The sequence below is a fragment of the Pantoea sp. EKM101V genome (assembly GCF_011800325.1).
Lineage (GTDB): Bacteria > Pseudomonadota > Gammaproteobacteria > Enterobacterales > Enterobacteriaceae > Pantoea > Pantoea anthophila.
On the sequence record NZ_JAALFP010000006.1, the window covers coordinates 131,867 to 150,581 of the forward strand.

General features: G+C 53.5%; 15 protein-coding genes. 7 read left to right on the plus strand and 8 right to left on the minus strand.

The window, feature by feature from the left end; genetic code table 11:
- Positions 1-43 precede the first annotated feature (43 nt).
- From HFD92_RS11650 to HFD92_RS11685, 8 genes are all read right to left on the minus strand, one after another.
- Positions 44-1,408, minus strand: a complete 1,365-nt coding sequence (locus HFD92_RS11650; RefSeq protein ID WP_167428975.1) for an MFS transporter — start codon at positions 1,406-1,408, stop codon at positions 44-46.
- A 132-nt stretch (positions 1,409-1,540) separates the two neighbouring features.
- A complete protein-coding gene (cyoE, locus tag HFD92_RS11655; RefSeq protein WP_009091722.1) occupies positions 1,541-2,428 on the minus strand; it encodes a heme o synthase in 888 nt (295 codons plus the stop codon).
- 13 nt (positions 2,429-2,441) lie between these two features.
- Positions 2,442-2,771 (minus strand): cytochrome o ubiquinol oxidase subunit IV, encoded by a 330-nt coding sequence (locus HFD92_RS11660; protein WP_008924889.1) that lies wholly within the window; start codon positions 2,769-2,771, stop codon positions 2,442-2,444.
- The gene (locus HFD92_RS11665) at positions 2,771-3,388 is read right to left on the minus strand and encodes a cytochrome o ubiquinol oxidase subunit III (protein ID WP_009091720.1); all 618 of its coding nucleotides are present in this window, start codon (positions 3,386-3,388) and stop codon (positions 2,771-2,773) included. The genes HFD92_RS11660 and HFD92_RS11665 overlap by 1 nt, the downstream gene beginning before the upstream one ends.
- Positions 3,388-5,370, minus strand: a complete 1,983-nt coding sequence (gene cyoB, locus HFD92_RS11670) for a cytochrome o ubiquinol oxidase subunit I (protein ID WP_009091717.1) — start codon at positions 5,368-5,370, stop codon at positions 3,388-3,390. The genes HFD92_RS11665 and cyoB overlap by 1 nt, the downstream gene beginning before the upstream one ends.
- A 4-nt stretch (positions 5,371-5,374) precedes the next feature.
- Entirely contained in the window at positions 5,375-6,301 is a 927-nt protein-coding gene (cyoA, locus tag HFD92_RS11675; RefSeq protein ID WP_046101354.1) for a cytochrome o ubiquinol oxidase subunit II, read from the minus strand.
- Between the two features lie 444 nt (positions 6,302-6,745).
- A complete protein-coding gene (gene ampG, locus HFD92_RS11680) occupies positions 6,746-8,236 on the minus strand; it encodes a muropeptide MFS transporter AmpG (protein WP_167428976.1) in 1,491 nt (496 codons plus the stop codon).
- A 61-nt stretch (positions 8,237-8,297) separates the two neighbouring features.
- Positions 8,298-8,876 carry a lipoprotein gene (locus HFD92_RS11685; RefSeq protein WP_009091711.1) on the minus strand — a complete coding sequence of 193 codons (579 nt, stop codon included), beginning with the start codon at positions 8,874-8,876 and terminating at the stop codon, positions 8,298-8,300.
- A 286-nt stretch (positions 8,877-9,162) separates the two neighbouring features.
- Between HFD92_RS11685 and bolA the strand changes: the two genes are divergently transcribed.
- From bolA to ppiD, 7 genes are all read left to right on the plus strand, one after another.
- Positions 9,163-9,477 carry a transcriptional regulator BolA gene (bolA, locus tag HFD92_RS11690; protein ID WP_008924895.1) on the plus strand — a complete coding sequence of 105 codons (315 nt, stop codon included), beginning with the start codon at positions 9,163-9,165 and terminating at the stop codon, positions 9,475-9,477.
- Positions 9,478-9,770: 293 nt separating this feature from the next.
- Complete coding sequence (gene tig, locus HFD92_RS11695) at positions 9,771-11,075, plus strand: trigger factor (RefSeq protein WP_009091709.1); 1,305 nt, start codon at positions 9,771-9,773, stop codon at positions 11,073-11,075.
- 335 nt (positions 11,076-11,410) lie between these two features.
- Positions 11,411-12,034, plus strand: a complete 624-nt coding sequence (gene clpP / locus HFD92_RS11700) for an ATP-dependent Clp endopeptidase proteolytic subunit ClpP (RefSeq protein ID WP_009091707.1) — start codon at positions 11,411-11,413, stop codon at positions 12,032-12,034.
- A gap of 134 nt (positions 12,035-12,168) precedes the next feature.
- Positions 12,169-13,440, plus strand: a complete 1,272-nt coding sequence (gene clpX, locus HFD92_RS11705; RefSeq protein ID WP_009091705.1) for an ATP-dependent protease ATP-binding subunit ClpX — start codon at positions 12,169-12,171, stop codon at positions 13,438-13,440.
- A 186-nt stretch (positions 13,441-13,626) separates the two neighbouring features.
- Positions 13,627-15,981: an endopeptidase La gene (gene lon, locus HFD92_RS11710; RefSeq protein WP_046101355.1), complete on the plus strand. Its 2,355-nt coding sequence runs from the start codon at positions 13,627-13,629 to the stop codon at positions 15,979-15,981.
- Between the two features lie 215 nt (positions 15,982-16,196).
- The gene (gene hupB, locus HFD92_RS11715; protein ID WP_009091701.1) at positions 16,197-16,469 is read left to right on the plus strand and encodes a nucleoid-associated protein HU-beta; all 273 of its coding nucleotides are present in this window, start codon (positions 16,197-16,199) and stop codon (positions 16,467-16,469) included.
- 247 nt (positions 16,470-16,716) lie between these two features.
- Complete coding sequence (gene ppiD / locus HFD92_RS11720) at positions 16,717-18,585, plus strand: peptidylprolyl isomerase (RefSeq protein ID WP_167428977.1); 1,869 nt, start codon at positions 16,717-16,719, stop codon at positions 18,583-18,585.
- The last annotated feature ends 130 nt before the right edge of the window (positions 18,586-18,715 follow it).

An 18,715-nucleotide genomic window follows, 5' to 3' on the forward strand; every position in this document is an offset into this window, starting at 1 on the left:
CTGAAGCGAAACGAGCGGAAGTCGTCGCGAAAATTTTCTTAAACTAGCAACTCCCCAGCAGCGCTTCCAGCTCTGGCCGACTGGTGACCTTGCTATCAATTTTGATATACGCGCTTTTCTCTTCCGGCACGATAAACACGGAATTCACCCCTTTCTGCGCTTTCAGGCGCTGCTCCAGATTCGGCAAAGCCAGTGCCGCGTCACTCAGCACAATGCGCAGGCTGCTCACATAAGGGGGTTCCTGCATCGTCATACTGACAAACAGCCAGGCCGCAGCCACCATTGCGCCGACCATAAACACGGTCTGTGCATCGAAATGACCAAACACCCAGCCGCCCATGCTGCCGCCAACGGCTACGCCAAGGAACTGGCTGGTGGAGTAAATGCCCATCGCCGTTCCTTTGTAACCGGCAGGCGACTCTTTACTGATCAGCGAAGGGAGAATGGCTTCCATCAGATTGAAAGCGAAGAAGAAGAGCTGAACCCCAACGACCAGCGTCCAGAAATGCCCTTCCGCACCCCACAGCACGATCTCGGCAATAACGATCATCCCGACGCAGCCCACAAAGACGCGCTTCATGCGACGCTTCACTTCGGCATAAATGATGAACGGCACCACGCCCGCAAAGGCAATCAGCATGGTCGAGAGATAGACTTTCCAGTGTTCCGGGGCCGGGAAACCCGCCTGCTCAAACTGCCCCGGCAAGGCGACAAAGCTCGACATCAGCAGGATATGCAGACAGAAAATACCGATATTCAGCTTCACCAGGCGCGGATTCGCCAGCACCTTGCGAAAGCTGCCTTTGACCATCCCCGATTCACGGTTCAGCACATGATGCGGAGTGGATGGCACCACCAGCAGCGTGATGACGATACCCAGCGAGGCCAGAATCGCAATCATCCAGAACAGCGCCTGCAGCCCTAACGCGTGCGTAACGACCGGGCCGACGACCATCGCAATCGCGAAGGTGACACCAAAACTGATGCCGATAAAGGCCATCGCTTTGGTGCGGTTCTGCTCTCGCGTCAAATCGGAGAGCAGCGCCATCACGGCAGCGGCAATTGCGCCGGAGCCCTGCAGCGCACGGCCCAGAATAATGCCCCAGATAGATTCCGTGCAGGCAGCAATAACGCTACCCACAACAAACAGCAGCAGTCCGCCCACGATCAACGGCTTTCGCCCGATGCGATCGGAAAGCAGACCAAAAGGAATCTGAAAAATCGCCTGGGCCAGGCCATAGATACCAATCGCCAGGCCGATCAGCGTTTCACTCGCGCCCTGTAATGCCATGCCATAAGTGGTCAGTACCGGCAGGACCATAAACATTCCCAGCATGCGCAGGGAAAAGACCGTACCGAGGCCCCATGTGGCGCGTAGCTCCACCGGAGTCATTTTATTATCGTTCATTCCAACCTCTGTTAATGTGCTGCATTTATTCTAGGGGGCGGGGCAGGGCGGGTAAAACAATAGTTTTTAAGCAGTCGTAACAAAAAGAAAGGGCGCGAAAATCGCGCCCTTTTCATGCTCTTACGGTGTCCGTTACCAGACGTAAGTCAGCAGGTCCTTTGAGGCCGGAGCCATCGAATCTACCGACATCATCACGCTCAGCGCGGTAATCGTCACGATAGAGAAGACAAACAGTTTACGCGCCCAGACACGATCGTCAGCGGTTTTATAACCGGATAACGCCATGCCCAGCCACCAGACGCTGACCGCAGCGGCCACCACCAGATATTTGTAGCCGGCATAGCCACCCAGCGTCAGCATCAGCGTGGCAATCATAAACGCCAGGATATAGAGCGTAATATGATTTTTTGCTACGGAGATCCCTTTCACCACCGGCAGTACCGGGATGTTCGCCGCCTGGTAATCTTTGAAGCGGAAGATGGCAATCGCGTACGAATGCGGCATCTGCCACAGGCTGAAGATCGCCAGCAGGATTAAGGCACCGGCATCAAACTCATTGGATACCGCACAGTAGCCGATAACCGGCGGTGCAGCACCCGACAGACTGCCAATCAGCGTACCGTAAACGGAATGACGCTTCATGTAGAGACTGTAGATGCCCACGTAAACCACGAAGCCCATCACCGCCAGCCACATGGCCAGCGGATTTGCACCGAAGTAGAGCAACGCAAAGCCAGCAATACCCAGCACAGTGGCATAAACCAGGCTTACTTTCGCGGAGATAAGGCCTTTTACCAGCACCCGATTCCTGGTTCTCTCCATCTTGATGTCGATGTCGCGGTCGATCACGTTGTTGAAAACACAACCCGATGCAACCACCAGTGACACGCCCACCAGGGTGATGAGAAACAGGGCGTAATCCGTGTTGCCTTTAGAGGCCAGCAGGAATCCGCCGATCACAGAAATTAAATTCCCGAAAATAATTCCTGGTTTTGTAACTTGCAGGTATTGCTTAAACATTACGCGTGACTCTTTAGTGAGGCATCATGTTGTAGTTGAGGTTCCACATGATCCACAGTGAGCCTACTACGACAATCAGGATGATGATGGCCGAGAAAACAATGGCTACCATGTTCCAGCCACCCTCAGATTTGCTGTCTAAGTGCAGGAAGTAAACCAGGTGAACCAGCACCTGGATGACCGCACAGACCAGAACAACACCGAGGATAGTACCGTGAGATGCACTGCCATCCATGACCATCCAGAACGGGATCGCCGTCAGGATGATAGATAGGATGAAGCCGATCATGTAGGACTTCACGCTACCGTGTGAAGCGCCATGTTCGTTAACAGAATGACTCATTACATGGCTCCCATCAGGTAAACAACGGTGAAGACGCAAATCCAGACCACGTCCAGGAAGTGCCAGAACAGGCTCAGACACATGATACGGGTGCGGTTAGTCGCGTTCAGGCCACGTTTGGAAATCTGGAACATCAGCACCAGCATCCAGATCAGACCCGAGGTCACGTGCAGACCGTGGGTACCGACCAGCGTAAAGAAGCCAGACAGGAAGCCACTGCGATCCGGACCAAAGCCTTCCGCAATCAGGTGATGGAATTCATAGATTTCCATGCCGATGAAGCCCAGACCAAACAGGAAGGTCAGCGCCAGCCAGCCGATAACGGCACCTTTTTGCTCCTTGTTCATGGAGATAACAGCCATGCCGTACGTGATGGAGCTCAGCAGCAGCAGGGCGGTTTCTACCAGAACAAACGGCAGCTCAAAGATATCTTTACCTGCCGGGCCACCGGCAGTGTTGTTGACCATGACGGCATAGGTCGCAAACAGGGTTGCGAAGATAATGCAGTCACTCATCAGGTAGATCCAGAAGCCAAAGACTTTATTGGCTCCTGCATCGTGATGCCCATGCTCCGCATGGGCGTCGTGGTGATGTTTAATCAGAGTTTCAGTTGACATTATTTCAGACCTGCTTTGCTGATTTCGTCAAAGTGCTGGTTTTCAATCTTCTGAACTTCAGCAACCGGAACGTAGTAATCCACGTCTTCGTCGAAGCTCTTCACGATCCAGGTAACGATCATGCCGAGGAATGAAAGACCTGCCAGCCACCAGATATGCCAGATCAGCGCGAAGCCCATTACCGTCGCGAACGCACAGATAACCAGTGCAGCACCGCTGTTTTTCGGCATATGAATCTCTTCATACGACTCCGGCTGCTTGTACGCTTCGCCTTTCTCTTTCATTTCCCAGAAAGCGTCACGCTCATGCACATGCGGGATCACAGCAAAGTTATAGAACGGTGGTGGTGAAGAGGTTGCCCACTCCAGCGTACGACCGCCCCACGGGTCACCGGTCAGATCACGGTTCTGGTCGCGGTCACGGACCGAAACGTAGAACATGGTCAGCTGACACAGGATACCCATTGCAATCAGACCTGCACCGACCGCAGCGACCACTAGCAGAGGGTGGAACTGTGGATCGATATCCTGGCTCAGACGACGGGTCATACCCATGAAGCCCAGTGCGTACAGCGGCATAAAGGCAACGAAGAAGCCAATGATCCAGAACCAGAAGGCGCGTTTGCCCCAGGTTTCGTTCAGGGTAAAGCCAAAGGCTTTCGGGAACCAGTAGGTCACGCCCGCCATACAACCGAAGACAACACCACCGATGATAACGTTATGGAAGTGTGCAATCAGGAACAGGCTGTTGTGCAGAATGAAGTCAGCACCCGGAACGGCCAGCAGTACGCCGGTCATACCCCCTACAGAGAAGGTTACCAGGAAGCCAACGGTCCACAGCATCGCAGAGTGCATCTGGATGCGACCCTGGTACATGGTGAACAGCCAGTTAAAGATTTTAACCCCGGTCGGAATCGCGATGATCATCGTCATGATACCGAAGAAGGCGTTAACGTTCGCACCCGCACCCATGGTGAAGAAGTGGTGGAGCCAGACGATGAACGACAGCACGGTAATCGCGATGGTCGCCCACACCAGTGAGGTGTAGCCAAACAGACGTTTTTTGGAGAAGGTCGCGGTAATTTCTGCGAACACACCAAAGACCGGCAGAACCAGAATATACACTTCCGGATGACCCCAGACCCAGATCAGGTTGACGTACATCATCATGTTCCCGCCCATTTCATTGGTGAAGAAATGGAAGCCGAGATAACGATCAAGGGTCAACAGCGCCAGGGTCACGGTCAGAACCGGGAACGCAGCGATGATCAGGACGTTGGTGCACAGCGCAGTCCAGGTAAAGACAGGCATTTTGAACAGGCTCATGCCCGGTGCACGCATCTTCAGGATGGTCACGAAGAAGTTAATACCGGTTAAGGTCGTACCGATACCGGAGAGCTGAAGACTCCAGATCCAGTAGTCGACCCCGACGCCGGGACTGTACTCCGCGCCGGACAGTGGCGGATAAGCCAGCCAGCCGGTCTGCGCGAACTCGCCCACACCCAGCGACAGGTTAACCAGGATCACACCGACCGCGGTAAACCAGAAGCTCAGGTTGTTCAGGAACGGGAACGCAACGTCACGTGCACCAATCTGCAGCGGAACGGCGATGTTCATCAGGCCAACCACGAAAGGCATCGCCACGAAGAAGATCATAATGACGCCGTGCGCCGTAAAGATCTGGTCGTAGTGATGCGGTGGCAGAATGCCCGCTTCACCGGCCGACGCCATTACCTGTTGGGTACGCATCATGATGGCATCAGCAAAACCACGCAGCAGCATGACGAATGCCATGATGACGTACATGATACCCAGTTTTTTATGGTCGACAGACGTTAGCCATTCAGACCACAGATATTGCCATTTACCAAAATAGGTGATGGCGGCAATCAGTGCCAGACCACCTAAAATGATACCGGCGACCGTGACCATGATAATCGGCTCATGGTACGGCACTGCATCCAGTGTTAATTTTCCGAACATCGTATTATTCCTCGGCTCCCGCGGAAGCGGCGTGACTCATGTCCATACCTTCATGTTCAGGCATGTCCATCTTCCCGTGGCTGGTCATGAACTTAGCGATAACTTGCTTGAACAGTTCAGGATTCGCTGAAGAGAAATATTCCACCGGGTGGTTTTCGCTTGGTACAGCAACTTTCTCGAAATCTTCCATGGTGGTCAGCGTGTTAGGTGCTGCTTTAACTTTTGCTACCCACTGCTGGAATTCCGCATCGTCTTTGGTTGCAATGGCTTTGAACTTCATGCCAGAGAAACCGCGACCACTGAAGTTCGCAGAGATACCGTCGAAAGTCCCTGGCTCATTCGCAATCAGATGCAGCTTGGTCTGCATACCGGCCATCGCATAAATCTGGCTGCCGAGCGTTGGAATGAAGAAAGAGTTCATGACGGAGTTAGACGTGATTTTGAAGTTCACTGGCGTGTTTGCCGGGAAGGCAATCTGGTTCACGGTTGCAATACCCTGTTCCGGGTAAATAAACAGCCATTTCCAGTCCAGTGCAACCACATCGATCTCAACCGGTTTTACATCAGATTGCAGCGGTTTGCTGGGCTCCAGTGCATGGGTCGATTTCCAGGTCAGCACGCTGAGGAAGAGAATGATCAGGATCGGAATGGTCCAGACCACGGCTTCCACTTTGTTAGAGTGTGACCAGTTAGGGCTGTACTTCGCATTCGTGTTGGATGCCCGATATTTCCAGGCAAACACCACGGCCATCAGGACTGCGGGGATAACGACGATCAACATCAGGCCAAAGGCAGTCAGTATCAGCGAACGTTGCTCCAGTGCAATCTGTCCTTTGGGATTTAACAATGCACTATCGCAGCCACTCATTAATAAAGTGCCTGCAATTAATGACAAAATCCCCAAACTTTTATTGTATTTACTGAGTCTCATTTAACGACCTCAATGACAAAGGGCTCTATTGTCGTTTAAGTGTGCGCGCATTTTACGGGAAGGTTTATGCAGTGTAAACCAGCTTAAGGATGTGTCAGATGCGTGTTGACACCTTTTGCTAAGGGTGTCACAGATGTTGCGTCAGGTGACAAATAGTTAACGCAGACAAGCAGTTGGCACCAATATAACAAAAACCAATGGAAGTAACCGCAAAAAAATCAGGGAAAGGAATAACCCTTACTTTTAACGCCCAAATATTTAACAAGTCTGCATCATTTGTGTGATGAAATTTAACTAAAGTAATTGCTCACCGGTTTTTAGTATTTCCGCTCCCCCTCCTCAGGCCATATTCTTATTTTCAAAAAATAACAGACGATGATAAATGACGGCGGCCTGGTCCGTTGACAAAAAAATAAGCCGCAGCCGTTAACCCATCGATTTCACTTAAGCATCTGACGCGGGCAGGGCAGGCGCTCGTTTCAGTGCCCGGTAGTCGAGCAGCAGACCCGACAATACGGCCAGCAACGCGAGTACCATGCCAGTACCAAACAGGGGTGACAGCAGGGCAGCCAGCACAGTGAGCCCCAGCGCATCCAGCGCCAGCGCCACCAGCCAGAGTCCCAGCACGCCACAGGCTGCTGCAAACAGACGATTCGTCCAGCGATAGCCAAGAGGATAGTAGCTTCGTGTCAGGAATTTGCCACTCTGCTCGACCTGATTTAGCGTCTGACGGCAAAATGCCAGCAGCAACAGACCCGGCACGCCCGCCACGACGGTGAAGGCATAAAAGGCTGGCCAGCCCCAGAGTTCAACCAGCCAGCCCGCAGCCGGACCGACGTAAACCCGGCCCACCGCAGAAAGCGCTGACAGCAGGGCAAACTGGGTCGCGGAGAACGATTTGTTGCAGAGGGTCATCAACAGCGCCACAAAGGCGGCGGTGCCCATGCCGCCACAGAGGTTTTCCACAAAGACCGCGCTGGCCATGCTCCACAGCTGTTTATCCGTCACCGCCAGCAGCCAGTAACCGAAGTTTGAGACAGCCTGCAGCAGGCCGAAAATCATCAGTGCCCGGAACAGACTCAGGCGCTGCATGACGACACCCCCATAGAGCGCACCAATGATGGTCGCCAGCAGGCCCAGCGTCTTGTTAACCAGACCGACATCGCCAGCATTAAAGCCGACGCCGCGAATCAGAAAGGTGGTGGTCAGTGAGGCGGCAAAAGCATCGCCCAGCTTGTAGAGAATAATCAGGGTAATCAGCAGCCAGGCGTTATTGCGCTGAAAAAAATCTTTCAGCGGGTCGACAACAGCCTGACGCAGAGAGTGGGGCGTGGAAATATGGGTGTCCGGCTCGCTCGCCATCAGCGTGGCGATAATGCCAGGCACCATCATCAGCGCCATCAGCCAGTAGGTCGCCTGCCAGCCGAGATAACGGTCAGCCAGCCACAGCGCCAGCCCGCCTGAAATCAGCATCGCCAGCCGGTAACCCAGCACGGTAATCGCCGCGCCGCTGCCGCGCTCTTCAGGCGGCAGAATATCGGTTTTCCAGGCGTCAAAGACAATGTCCTGTGAGGCGGAGCAGAAGGCAACCAGCACCGCCAGAGCCGCCATCAGGGTCAGATCCCGGCTGGGTTGCAGAACCCCCATCGCCGCAATGCCCCCGACCAGCGCCAGCTGGCTGAGCAGCAACCAGCCGCGACGCCGGTCCAGAAATGGCGGCGTGTAGCGGTCCATCATCGGCGACCAGAGAAACTTAAAGACATAGGCCTGGCCGACCAGCGAAAAGAAACCGATGGTTTTCAGATCGACATTGTCCACCGTCATCCACGCCTGCAACGTGCCGGATGTCAGGGCCAGCGGCAGGCCGGAGGCGAAACCGAGCAGCAGCAGTACGGCGGCATTTTTCTGGCTGAAGAGGCGAAGATAGTGATTCATGCGGATCCTGCCGGTAACAAACACGATGCCCGGCATCATGCCGGGCAGAGGAGAGGCGAAATTAACGCGCGTTCTGTTTGATGAAGTCGTTGACGCTGGTGTCCTGTGCCATGTCTGCGATGACATCGCTCATGGTGGCGTTGACCGCGTTAGTAATCTTCTGGTTCGTTGCGCTGAACGCGCCTTCTACGCTGTAAGTCTGGCGGTAATTTTTAACCTGTTTGCTGCCGTTTTTGGCGGTAGCAATGATAGAGATGTCCGCTTTGGTGGTGATGCTGTAGCGCACATTGCCCTGGGTAACGTCAGCATAGAGGTTGTTCACTACGATCTGCAGATCGACCGCGCCATTCGGTCCCACCATGTAGCCACGTGCCGTCATCTGTTTCTCCAGCACTTCCTGCAGCAGGAAACGCAGGTCGCGCGATGGTGTCAGGGTCACCAGCTGACCGTCACGGTTCACTTTTGCCAGCGCCTGATCCTGACGCTGATCGGCTCCGTTGATGCTGACGGTGACCGCCATCAGGCCCGGATCGCGCTGTGGCAGCTCAATCTTAGGCTGAATGGTGAGGGTATTATTGCTGGTTGCACAGCCGGCTAAAATGAACGCAGCCAACAGGGGGAATAACAGTTTTTTCAACATACTTTTTCTCGTTGGTGTCAGGGGGTTGGTTTGCAAAAATGGCGTTCATCATAGCATTGCCCGGCAGTGAAAAAAGCCCTGCGCCAGGGGAAATTGTCTCTGAAGATGTTTTGCGCGGGGTCACTGGCGGGTCTGTTTGCTGTTCGTTTCAGCTGCGTTATGATGCGCGCCGGAAGCTGGCCAACGCCTGAGCGAATATTTCGTGTCGGCTGACGGGTAAGCGCAGTAAAAGCGACTAAGATTGAATGAGATGGGGCACCGCGCTCGCCATTGAGGAGTAATAGCCATGATCCGCGAACAAATAGAAGAAAAGCTGCGTGTGGCATTTCAGCCAGCTCATCTGGAAGTGCATGACGAAAGTTACCGGCATAATGTGCCTGCCGGTTCCGAAAGTCACTTCAAAGTGGTCATTGTCAGCGACTGCTTTGCAGGCCAGCGCTTTCTGGCGCGTCACCGTCTGATTTATGGCGAACTGGCGGCAGAACTCGCCGGCAGCGTCCATGCCTTAGCCCTGCACACCTACACACTGAAAGAGTGGGAAGGATTGCAGGATACCGTGCTGGCTTCGCCGAACTGTCGTGGGGCCGGAACCCTCGCCTGATCTCCCTTCTCTGAAACGGCCTGCGGGCCGTTTTTTCGTTTATTTAGCGAAAAACGCGATCCCTGGCTCAAAAAAGCAGCAAAGCTGCTGAAAAGTGGTGAGTTACCATCCTCGACTCATTCCAGCGATGCCGCTATAATGCTGCGTCTATTTTTCCGGAATGTCTTCGGGACGCTTCTGGTAACAGGGATCAGGTTCTCTTCACGGAAGCCGTCCCGGTTGTTGGATACGGCGCATTTCACGATGTGTGGTGTCTGAAGTTGACCGAGCACGTGATTTTTTGAGGTAACAAGATGCAAGTTTCTGTAGAAACCACTCAGGGCCTGGGCCGTCGCATTACGATTACTGTCGCTGCTGACAGCATCGAAAGCGCAGTAAAAAAAGAACTGGTTGACGTTGCCAGGAAAGTTCGCATCGATGGTTTCCGTAAAGGCAAAGTGCCGATGAACATCGTCGCACAGCGTTACGGCGCTTCTGTCCGCCAGGACGTGCTGGGCGAGCTGATGACGCGCAACTTCGTTGACGCCATCATCAAAGAAAAAATCAACCCGGCTGGCGCACCTAACTACGTGCCAGGCGAGTACAAAGAAGGTCAGGATTTCACCTACGCGGTTGAGTTCGAAGTCTATCCGGAAGTTGAGCTGAAAGGCCTGGAAAACATCGAAGTCGAAAAACCTCTGGTTGAAGTTACCGATGCTGACGTTGACACCATGCTGGATACCCTGCGCAAGCAGCAGGCTAACTGGATTGAAAGCGACGCAGCGGCCGGTGCAGAAGATCGCGCGACCCTCGACTTCAACGGTTCCGTTGACGGCGAAGAGTTCGAAGGCGGCAAAGCCTCTGATTTCGTTCTGGCCATGGGCCAGGGCCGCATGATCCCGGGCTTTGAAGAAGGCATCGTGGGTCACAAAGCGGGCGAGACGTTCACCATTGACGTGAAATTCCCGGACGACTACCACGCAGAAACCCTGAAAGGGAAAGACGCGAAGTTCGAGATCGTGCTGAAGAAAGTTGAAACGCGCGAGCTGCCAGAACTGACTGAAGAGTTCATCAAACGTTTCGGCGTTGAAGATGGTTCTGTTGCCGGTCTGCGCACTGAAGTCCGTAAGAACATGGATCGCGAGCTGAAAGGCGCTATCCGTAACCGCATCAAATCTCAGGCGATCGACGGTCTGGTTGCGGCTAACGAAATCGACGTTCCTGCTGCGCTGGTTGATAGCGAAATCGACGTTCTGCGTCGTCAGGCTGCACAGCGTTTTGGTGGCAATGAGCAGCAGGCGCTGGAACTGCCTCGTGAACTGTTCGAAGAGCAGGCGAAACGCCGTGTTGTTGTCGGCCTGCTGCTGGGCGAAGTGATTCGTACCCATGAGCTGAAAGCGGATGAAGCACGCGTTAACACCATGATCGAAGAGATGGCTTCTGCGTATGAAGATCCGCAGGAAGTGATCGAGTTCTACAGCAAGAATAACGAGCTGATGAACAACATGCGCAACGTTGCGCTGGAAGAGCAGGCGGTTGAAGCGGTCCTGGCGAAAGCGAAAGTGACCGAGAAAGAGACCAACTTCCAGGATCTGATGAACCAGACCGCTCAGGCCTGATCAGACCTTTAACGGTATGTGCTAAGCCCGCGACTGAAAAGTCGCGGGCTTTTTTGTTTTGACGCGCAGCACGCGATTCTTCCCCTCTATTTGCTTAATTAACCAGCAAATTATTCACGCATCGCTTTTTCCGGGTTAGCGAACAGGGAAAAGATTGTTATGCTTGAAACAGGCGTGCACTATCCCCAGATATAGGGAGTATGCAGGAAGAAGAGTGAGGCTGGCTGATTAACCGTCCTGAAGGTGTCGGAAAGAGACGTGGCGTGGAGTTTCCCGCGCGTCTTTCGTAGAATCGGTACAGAATGTTGCCAATGAAATTTATCCAGGAGACGGTAATGTCATACAGTGGCGATCGTGAATATACTGCACCGCACAATGCGCTGGTGCCAATGGTTGTTGAACAGACTTCGCGTGGTGAGCGTTCTTACGACATTTACTCCCGTCTGCTGAAAGAGCGTGTGATCTTCCTGACCGGCCAGGTCGAAGACCATATGGCGAATCTGATCGTCGCGCAGATGCTGTTTCTGGAAGCGGAAAACCCGGAAAAAGATATCTATCTCTACATTAACTCACCGGGCGGCGTGATCACGGCTGGCATGTCGATTTACGACACCATGAAGTTCATCAAGCCGGACGTCAGCACCATCTGTATGGGCCAGGCCTGTTCCATGGGCGCTTTCCTGCTGACCGCGGGGACCAAAGGTAAACGTTTCTGCCTGCCAAACTCACGCGTCATGATCCACCAGCCGCTGGGCGGCTATCAGGGCCAGGCGTCAGACATCGAAATCCATGCGCGCGAGATCCTGAAGGTGAAACAGCGTATGAATGAGCTGATGGCTGAGCACACCGGTAAATCGCTGGAAGAAATTGAGCGCGACACCGAGCGTGACCGTTTCCTCTCTGCCAGTGAAGCGGTAGAGTATGGCTTAGTCGATTCAATTCTGACGCATCGCCAATAAGACCCGACTTACCCTTGTCCCTGGTCTATAGTTAACAGGACAACGGTACTATTACGGGTTGAATGAATTTCGGCCGTCACTGCACGGCCTGCGCCGTACGCAGGTACGGCCTGAGAACAAGAAGAGGTTAACTGATGACAGATAAGCGCAAAGACGGTTCAGGAAAGTTGCTGTACTGCTCTTTTTGCGGCAAAAGCCAGCATGAAGTGCGAAAGCTGATTGCCGGGCCGTCAGTGTATATCTGCGATGAGTGTGTTGACCTGTGCAACGACATCATTCGCGAAGAGATCAAAGAAGTTGCCCCGCATCGTGAACGCAGTGCGTTGCCAACCCCACATGAAATTCGCCATCACCTTGATGATTATGTCATCGGTCAGGAGAGAGCGAAGAAAGTGCTGGCGGTTGCGGTTTACAACCACTACAAACGTCTGCGCAATGGCGATACCAGCAACGGTATTGAGCTGGGCAAAAGTAACATTCTGCTGATTGGTCCGACCGGTAGTGGTAAAACGCTGCTGGCTGAGACGCTGGCGCGCCTGCTGGATGTACCGTTCACCATGGCTGACGCAACCACGCTGACTGAAGCGGGTTACGTGGGTGAAGATGTCGAAAACATCATCCAGAAGCTGCTGCAGAAGTGTGACTATGACGTGCAGAAAGCGCAGCGCGGCATCGTCTACATCGATGAAATCGATAAAATTTCACGTAAGTCTGACAACCCGTCGATTACCCGTGACGTGTCAGGCGAAGGTGTTCAGCAGGCGCTGCTGAAGCTGATTGAAGGTACTGTAGCCGCGGTTCCACCGCAGGGCGGACGTAAGCATCCTCAGCAGGAATTTTTGCAGGTTGATACCTCTAAAATTCTCTTTATCTGTGGCGGCGCATTCGCCGGTCTGGACAAAGTGATCTCGCAGCGTGTTGAAACCGGATCCGGTATCGGCTTCGGCGCAACCGTGAAAGGGAAATCGCAGAAAGCCAGCGAAGGCGAACTGCTTTCACAGTGTGAACCTGAAGATTTAATCAAATTTGGTCTGATCCCTGAGTTCATCGGTCGTCTGCCTGTTGTGGCGACCCTGAGCGAGCTGAGTGAAGAAGCCCTGATTCAGATTCTGCGTGAGCCGAAGAATGCCCTGACCAAACAGTACCAGGCGCTGTTCAACCTGGAAGGCGTTGAGCTGGAGTTCCGTGACGAGGCGTTAACCGCTATCGCGAAAAAAGCGATGTCACGTAAAACCGGTGCACGTGGTCTGCGTTCGATCGTTGAAGGCGCGTTACTGGAAACGATGTATGACCTGCCTTCTATGGATGACGTCGAAAAAGTAGTGATTGATGAGTCAGTTATTGACGGTCAGTCTGAACCGATGCTGATTTACGGTAAGCACGAAGCGCAGGCATCTGGCGAATAATTAAACAGATCGTCCACATTGTTATCTTAAAAAAGGGGAAAATGTTTCCCCTTTTGCTTTTCTCGCCTCTGTGACGTTGAATGTCAGACAATCATCCCCATATACTCAGATACCTGTGGGTTTAACTGCATACCTGCCTGATGCGGTTCCCATCACCTGGCGGACATTAAACAAAGAGAGAGCTCTATGAATCCTGAGCGTTCTGAACGCATTGAAATCCCCGTGTTGCCGCTGCGCGACGTGGTGGTTTATCCGCACATGGTAATTCCGTTGTTTGTTGGCCGGGAAAAATCAATTCGGTGCCTTGAAGCCGCAATGGATCATGATAAAAAAATCATGCTGGTCGCACAGAAAGAGGCTTCAACGGATGAACCTGGCATTAACGATCTCTTTTCAGTAGGGACCGTGGCATCAGTATTGCAAATGCTGAAACTGCCGGATGGCACCGTCAAAGTTCTGGTCGAAGGTTTACAGCGCGCCCATATCACGACGCTGGCCGATAACGGTGACCATTTTGTGGCACAAGCTGAATACCTGGTTTCGCCGGAAATTGAAGAGCGCGAGCAGGAAGTGCTGGTGCGCACGGCGATCAACCAGTTTGAAGGCTACATCAAACTGAATAAAAAGATCCCACCTGAGGTGCTGACCTCACTGAACAATATTGACGATGCGGCGCGCCTTGCCGACACCGTTGCTGCACATATGCCACTGAAACTGGCAGACAAACAGTCTGTGCTGGAGATGTCCGACGTTAACGAACGTCTGGAATATCTGATGGCGATGATGGAATCTGAAATCGATCTGCTGCAGGTTGAGAAGCGTATTCGCAACCGTGTTAAGAAGCAGATGGAGAAGAGCCAGCGCGAGTACTATCTGAATGAGCAGATGAAGGCGATTCAGAAAGAGCTGGGCGAGATGGATGACGCGCCGGACGAATATGAAGCGTTAAAACGCAAAATCGACGCGGCAAAAATGCCGGAAGAGGCGCGTGAGAAAGCCGAAGCTGAGCTGCAGAAGCTGAAAATGATGTCTCCGATGTCGGCGGAAGCGACCGTGGTGCGTGGCTACATCGACTGGATGGTGCAGGTTCCGTGGAACGCACGCAGCAAAGTGAAGAAAGATCTGCGTAAAGCGCAGGAGACACTGGATACCGATCACTACGGCCTGGAGCGCGTGAAGGATCGTATTCTCGAGTATCTTGCGGTTCAGAGTCGCGTCAGCAAAATCAAAGGGCCGATTCTCTGCCTGGTTGGACCGCCAGGGGTAGGTAAAACGTCCCTCGGTCAGTCGATCGCCAAAGCGACCGGACGTAAATATGTGCGTATGGCACTGGGTGGCGTGCGTGACGAAGCGGAAATCCGTGGTCACCGTCGGACTTACATCGGCTCAATGCCGGGTAAACTCATTCAGAAAATGGCAAAAGTCGGGGTGAAAAACCCGCTGTTCCTGCTGGATGAAATCGACAAGATGTCCTCGGACATGCGTGGCGATCCGGCGTCGGCGCTGCTGGAAGTCCTCGATCCGGAACAGAACATTGCGTTCAACGATCACTATCTGGAAGTCGACTATGACCTCTCAGATGTGATGTTCGTGGCCACGTCAAACTCCATGAACATTCCGGCTCCACTGCTTGACCGTATGGAAGTCATTCGTCTGTCGGGTTACACCGAAGATGAAAAACTGAACATCGCTAAGCAGCATCTGCTGCCGAAGCAGATTGAGCGTAACGCCCTGAAAGCCAGTGAGATTACGGTTGAAGACAGCGCCATCATCGGCATCATTCGCTACTACACTCGCGAAGCCGGGGTGCGTAGCCTTGAGCGTGAGCTGTCGAAATTGTGCCGTAAAGCGGTGAAGTCACTGCTGATGGACAAGACGAAAAAGCACATCACCATCGATGGCGAGAACCTCAAGGATTTCCTGGGCGTTCAGCGCTTCGACTATGGCCGTGCTGACAGCGAAAACCGTGTCGGTCAGGTGACCGGACTGGCGTGGACCGAAGTGGGCGGCGATCTGCTGACCATTGAAACCGCCTGTGTGCCGGGTAAAGGCAAGCTGACTTATACGGGGTCGCTGGGTGAAGTGATGCAGGAGTCGATTCAGGCTGCGCTGACCGTGGTGCGTGCCCGTGCCGAGAAGCTGGGCATCAATGGTGACTTCTACGAAAAACGTGATATTCACGTTCACGTTCCGGAAGGCGCGACGCCAAAAGATGGCCCAAGTGCCGGTATCGCAATGTGCACCGCGCTGGTCTCCTGTCTGACCGGTAACCCGGTGCGCGCCGATGTGGCGATGACCGGTGAGATCACCCTGCGTGGTCAGGTGCTGCCGATTGGCGGTCTGAAAGAGAAACTGCTGGCCGCGCACCGTGGTGGCATCAAAACCGTGCTGATCCCGGACGACAACAAGCGTGATCTGGAAGATATTCCTCAGAACGTGATTGCCGATCTGGCGATTCATCCGGTGAAACGCATTGAAGAGGTGCTGAATCTGGCACTGGAAAATGCGCCATACGGTATGCAGGTCGCAACAGCAAAATAGTGATTAGCGGCATAAACCGTTAAAAAGCGAAGCTGGCAAGGCAATTGACGCTTGCCAGCTTTTTTTTGTGCCGCTAATTTAGGGGGCTGCCGGCATGACGTTCTCAGAGAAATTCCGTTGTTTCGGCTCCACAGGCTTGATATAACTTGCTGCGCGTTCGTACCCGGCGGGAAGCCGGGGTACGATGTGAAATAATAAAAGAGGGGATGAAGAGAGTGAATAAGTCACAATTGATCGACAAAATTGCTGCTGATGCTGACATTTCTAAAGCGGCAGCGGGACGTGTTTTAGATGCATTTATGGGCTCTGTTTCTGATGCGCTGAAAGACGGTGATGAAGTGGCTCTGGTCGGTTTCGGTACTTTCTCTGTACGTGACCGTGCTGCGCGTACTGGCCGCAACCCGCAAACCGGTAAAGAGATCACGATCCCGGCCGGTAAAGTGCCAGGTTTCCGTGCCGGTAAAGCCTTGAAAGACGCAGTCAATTAAGAATAACGAACAGATTCATTGACGCATTTTCTTCAGTGGATGAGAGGACGATGAACGCGTTCTCATGTAACATACGGGCACATCAATGAGATGTGCCTTTTTTGTTTTAATCGGTGAAAATCGGGCCGTTAGATGGACCTGGACCGGATTGAGACTGCCAGCTAAGCCAGCAGTTGCGTGAGTCGCCAGCCAGAGGCGAAGGGCGACCGGGCTTTACATTCACACTACAGCGGAGTGTTGCCATACCATGATGGACAATTTACGCGCGGCGTCGAACCATGTCGTGCTCAAGATTATTTTGGGGCTGATTATCCTCTCCTTTGTGCTGACGGGCGTTGGCAACTATCTGATTGGCGGCAATAACGACTATGCGGCCAAAGTAAACGGTCAGGAGATTAGCCGCGCGCAGCTGGAGCAGGCGTTCAACAGCGAACGCAGCCGTCAGCAGCAGATGCTGGGGGACCAGTTCTCGCAGCTGGCCAGCAACGACGGTTACATTCAGCAGATGCGTCAGCAGGCGCTGTCTCAGTTAATCGACCGGGCGCTGCTTGACAGCTATATCAAAGATCTCCACCTCAGCATCAGCGACGATCAGGTCAAACAGGCTATCTTCAACCAGCAGGCTTTTCAGACCAACGGTAAATTCGATAATGCGAAATACCTCAATCTGATCGGCAGCATGGGTTTCAGTGCTGACCAGTATGCTGAAGCGCTGCGTAAACAGCTCTCCAATCAACAGCTGATCAATGCCGTTGCCAATACTGACTTCACGCTGAAAGGCGAAGCGAGCCGGCTGGTGGACCTGGTGTCACAGCAGCGTGATATCCGTCAGGCGACGCTGGATGTGAACGCGCTGGCGGCGAAACAGACCGTCACCGATGACGAAATCAGCCAGTATTATCAGCAGCATAAAAGCAGCTTTATGGCACCAGAGCAGTTCCGCGTCAGCTACATCCTGATGGATGCTGCCAGCATGCAGCAGGATGCCAGCGAGGCGGATATTCAGGCCTGGTACGATCAGCATAAAGCGGACTACACGCAGCCACAGCGTACCCGCTACAGCGTAATCCAGACGAAAACGGAAGCGGATGCTAATGCCGTTCTGGCTCAGCTGAAAGCGGGCGCCTCTTTCGCGGACGTGGCAAAAGCCAAATCCATTGACCCTATCTCCGCGCGTAAGGGCGGCGACATGGGTTGGCTGGAACCGTCTACCACACCGGATGAGCTGAAAAATGCGGGCCTGACAGAGAAAGGCCAGATGTCGGGCGTGATCAAGTCGTCAGTAGGCTTCCTGGTCGTGCGTCTTGACGATATCCAGGCAGAGCAGGTTAAGCCGCTGGCTGACGTTCACAGTGCGATTGCCGCGAAAGTGAAGCAGGAAAAGGGCGTTGATGCCTTCTACAAACTGCAGCAGAAAGTCAGCGAAGCGGCGAGCAACGATAATGAGTCACTGGCGGGGGCCGAGCAGGCTTCCGGTCTGAAGGCGCAGGAGACCGGCTGGTTCAGTCAGGATTCACTGCCAGACGCGCTTAATTTTGATCCGGTGAAGCAGGCTATCTTCAACGGTGGCCTGGTGGGACAGAACGGTGCGCCGGGTAATAACTCTGATATCATCACAGTGGATGGCGACCGCGCCTTTGTGCTGCGTATCAGCGATCACAAACCGGAAGCGGTAAAACCGCTGGATCAGGTTAAGGCGCAGATCACCGACACGCTGAAGCATGATAAAGCGACGCAGCAGGCGAAAGCCCAGGCGGACAAACTGCTGGATGCGCTTAAAGCCGGTAAGCAGGATGCGCTGACCGCAGCAGGCCTGACGCTGAGCGCCAGTAAAACGGTCGATCGCAACGTGCAGGATCCGGTGGCACAGGCTGCCTTTAATCTGCCTCAGCCTGCGGATAACAAACCGTCATGGGGCGTGAGCGAAGATATGCAGGGCAACGTGGTGCTGGTGGCAGTGGATAAGGTGAAAACCGGCACCATGCCACAGGCGCAGATTGATGAAATGGTCAAAGGTGTCACGCAGAACAATGCCCAACTGACCTTTGAAGCGTTACTGCAAAATCTGCGCAAAGAGGCAAAAATCAAGTACGGCGCAGCCGCACAAATGCAGTAAGCCTCGCAGAAACCGCGAAACCACTGTAATAACCCAAGGCCGCATTCGCGGCCTTTTCCATTTCTGAAATCCCGCTTTTGTGTCTTGTGCACCGTCGTGACACGCTGTCGCTGCTGTTTACACACAAGGA